This window comes from Rhizobium sp. P1_E1 (assembly GCF_056406015.1).
In genome coordinates, this window is the sequence record NZ_JBFUAY010000375.1 from 1 (window position 1) to 2,889 (window position 2,889).

The window sequence follows — 2,889 nt, forward strand, 5'->3', positions numbered from 1 at the left end:
TTGCAATCCACGCAATCCCCGACCGATAGGCCATTGACTAAAGCCTTCTTGGCGTGACGCGACCGCTGCTCGCCCCGCCAGTCATTGTAGGTGACGACAAGAGAATTTTCGTCGAGCATCGCACCCTGGATGCGTGGCCACGGACACATGTAGGTGCACACCTGCTCGCGCATGAGACCGCCGAGCACATAAGTCGTTGCGGTAAGGATGGCGACCGTGGTGAAGGCGGCTGCAGGCGCGCGGCCGGTGAACAGCGAAACAAGCAGGCTCGGCGCGTCGGCAAAATAAAAGATCCACGCTCCGCCAGTGACGACGCCGATCAGGAGCCAGATCGAATGTTTGACGACACGCTTCCTCAGCTTGGCGAAGCTTAAGGGGCCAGCGTCAAGCTTCATTCGCGCGTTTCGATCGCCTTCGATCGCACGTTCGACGACGAGAAAAAGATCAACCCAGACGGTCTGCGGACAAGCGTAGCCGCACCATGCGCGGCCAACCGCGGAAGTGACGAGAAACAGGCCGAACCCCGCCATGACGAGCAGACCCGCTACATAATAAAATTCCTGAGGCCAGATTTCGATGAAGAAAAAGAAGAAGCGCCGTGAAGAAAGGTCGATGAGGATTGCCTGGTCAGGCGCGTAGGGACCGCGATCCCAGCGAATCCATGGCGCGAGATAGTAGATGCCAAGCGTAATCAGCATGACGATCCACTTGAACCGACGGAATCGTCCCTCTGCACGCTTGGGAAAAACCTTCTTCCGAGGTGTGTAGAGAGGCTGCCGGTTGCGACGGGCATTGACCGGCTCGACATTGAGCCGCTCGATGTTATCGGGATCTGGTGCAGTGTAGAGGTTCATGGGACCTATCCGATTTCACCCGCCCTTGTCCCATCTGCCGCGCATCCGTTCCTTGATGCAGATCAAGAAATGCCCAAATGCAATCTCGTGGGAAAGTGATCTTCCCGAAAAGGAACAGGCCACGCCCTGGACAGAGGGCGCGGCCCGCAGGAGCTGCCGAGGAAAGGCACGATTGGGACATCCTCGACGAGGCTAGGGACTAACGGCGAGTCTGCTTGTGGTCCTTGACCCAGGTCAAACTTACGATCGAATTGCCGATCTTTGCCGGGTCGTCCTGATCGGACGGTGGCGGTGTGGCCTTGGCGCGCGCCGACACACGTGATCGTATGGTAGCGCGCTGCGTGCCATAGAGATCGAGGATCGGGTTGTGGCCGTGAGCTGCCATGGCTTTTCTCCTCACGTCCCGCCGCCAAGCGAATGCACGAAAATGGTAAGTTCCTTGACCGCCGTGTCGCCGAGACGCCCTGCCCAGGCAGGCATGACGCCATGCTTGGGAGCGGCCACCTGACGGATGATCGCATCCTCGCCGCGTGCCTTCAGCCAGATCGCATCGGCGAGATCCGGCGCGCCCATGTCGGCCTTTCCTTTGGYGTCGTCGCCGTGACATGCGGCACAGTTATCGAGGAAGACCTGCTTTCCGGCCTCTGCGAGACCGGGGTCCGACGGTGTATTGGTCAGTCCCCAGACGTAAGCCGCGACCTGCCTTGTCTGGACGGGATCCAGAACATCGGCAAAGGGCGGCATCTCGGAAGTATGAGTGTCCGTATCCCCATCGAAGCGAATCCCATGCGCGATCGTCGCCTGGATGGCATCCAGGTCTCCGCCCCACAGCCAATCGTCGTCGTTGAGGTTCGGAAATCCCGGCCCGCCGCTTGCTCCCGAGCCATGGCACGGCGCGCAGTTCACCTTGAATGCAGACGCGCCGCCGGCGACCGCGAATTCGCGAAGGGCAGAATCGGAATCGATCTCGTGCACCGTCTTGGCGGCGATCAGATCATGCAGTGTCGTCTGCGATGCTTTGGCCTGATCCAGGTTCTGCTGCAACTCGGCGCGGCTGGAGAAACCCAGCATGCCCTTCGTGGCGTCGGTAACCATCGGGATCGCGGGATACGCGATCGCATAGCCCAAGGCCCAGACGATAGTGGCGTAGAAGGTCCACACCCACCAGCGGGGCATCGGATTGTTGAGTTCGCGGATGCCGTCCCATTCATGTCCGGTCGTTTCGACGCCGCTAAATTCATCGATATGTTTTTCCGACATCTCAATCATCCTTCAAGGGAATATCGGCGGCCTCTTTCGCCGTTTGCTTGCTGCCTGGGCGAAGGGTGAACACAACGACGCCGACGAAGAATGCCGCCATTGCCAGAAGGCCCCAGCTGTCGGCGAAGTGTCTCATTGCAGTGTAGGTTTCCATGGATCACCTCATCGGTAGCCGGTCGYGTCGTCGTAGGTCGAGAAATCGACCAACGTTCCGAGCATCTGCAGGTAGGACACCAGGGCATCCATTTCGGTCAGCGCAGCAGGATCGCCGTCGAAATCGCCGGTCTTCGCCTTCGGATAGCGGGCAAGCAGGGCCGTCGTATCTGCGTTCGGATCGGCTTGGGCCTTCATGTCGGCCTCCGCATTCGCCAGCATGTCGTCGTTGTATGGCACGCCCACGTCCTCATTGGCCTTCAGGTCCATTCCCACGTCCTTGACCGTCACCCTCTGCTCTTTGAGGAAGGCGTAACTCGGCATGATCGACTCCGGCACGACCGCCCGTGGATCCGCGAGATGCTGGACATGCCATTCGTTGGAGTAACGTGCCCCGACACGGGCCAGATCCGGCCCGGTTCGCTTGGATCCCCATTGGAAAGGATGATCGTACATCGACTCGGCCGCGAGCGAATAATGGCCGTAGCGTTCGACCTCGTCGCGGAACGGCCTGATCATCTGGCTGTGGCAGAGGTAGCAGCCTTCGCGGATGTAGATGTTCCGGCCGGCCAATTCGAGCGGCGTATACGGCCGCATGCCTTCCACCTTTTCAATCGTATTC

Annotated in this window: 5 protein-coding genes; all 5 read right to left on the bottom strand. The window is 59.8% G+C overall.

Annotated features, from left to right (window positions below; all coding sequences use genetic code 11):
• On the bottom strand, positions 1-854 hold an 854-nt coding region (ccoG, locus tag AC1D1Z_RS35870; protein ID WP_477853562.1), incomplete at its 3' end, for a cytochrome c oxidase accessory protein CcoG.
• 199 nt (positions 855-1,053) lie between these two features.
• Positions 1,054-1,239, bottom strand: a complete 186-nt coding sequence (locus tag AC1D1Z_RS35875; RefSeq protein ID WP_477853564.1) for a hypothetical protein — start codon at positions 1,237-1,239, stop codon at positions 1,054-1,056.
• Between the two features lie 11 nt (positions 1,240-1,250).
• Positions 1,251-2,114 carry a cytochrome-c oxidase, cbb3-type subunit III gene (ccoP, locus tag AC1D1Z_RS35880; RefSeq protein WP_477853565.1) on the bottom strand — a complete coding sequence of 288 codons (864 nt, stop codon included), beginning with the start codon at positions 2,112-2,114 and terminating at the stop codon, positions 1,251-1,253.
• Position 2,115: 1 nt separating this feature from the next.
• Positions 2,116-2,268, bottom strand: a complete 153-nt coding sequence (locus AC1D1Z_RS35885) for a CcoQ/FixQ family Cbb3-type cytochrome c oxidase assembly chaperone (protein ID WP_017969139.1) — start codon at positions 2,266-2,268, stop codon at positions 2,116-2,118.
• Positions 2,269-2,276: 8 nt separating this feature from the next.
• Positions 2,277-2,889: cytochrome-c oxidase, cbb3-type subunit II (gene ccoO / locus AC1D1Z_RS35890; RefSeq protein ID WP_477853567.1), on the bottom strand; the 613-nt coding region annotated here is incomplete at its 5' end.

Coding starts and splice junctions, on each gene's coding strand:
- AC1D1Z_RS35875 (WP_477853564.1), bottom strand. CDS start 1,239: ATGGCAGCTCACGGCCACAACCCGATCCTCGATCTCTATGGCACGCAG.
- AC1D1Z_RS35885 (WP_017969139.1), bottom strand. CDS start 2,268: ATGGAAACCTACACTGCAATGAGACACTTCGCCGACAGCTGGGGCCTT.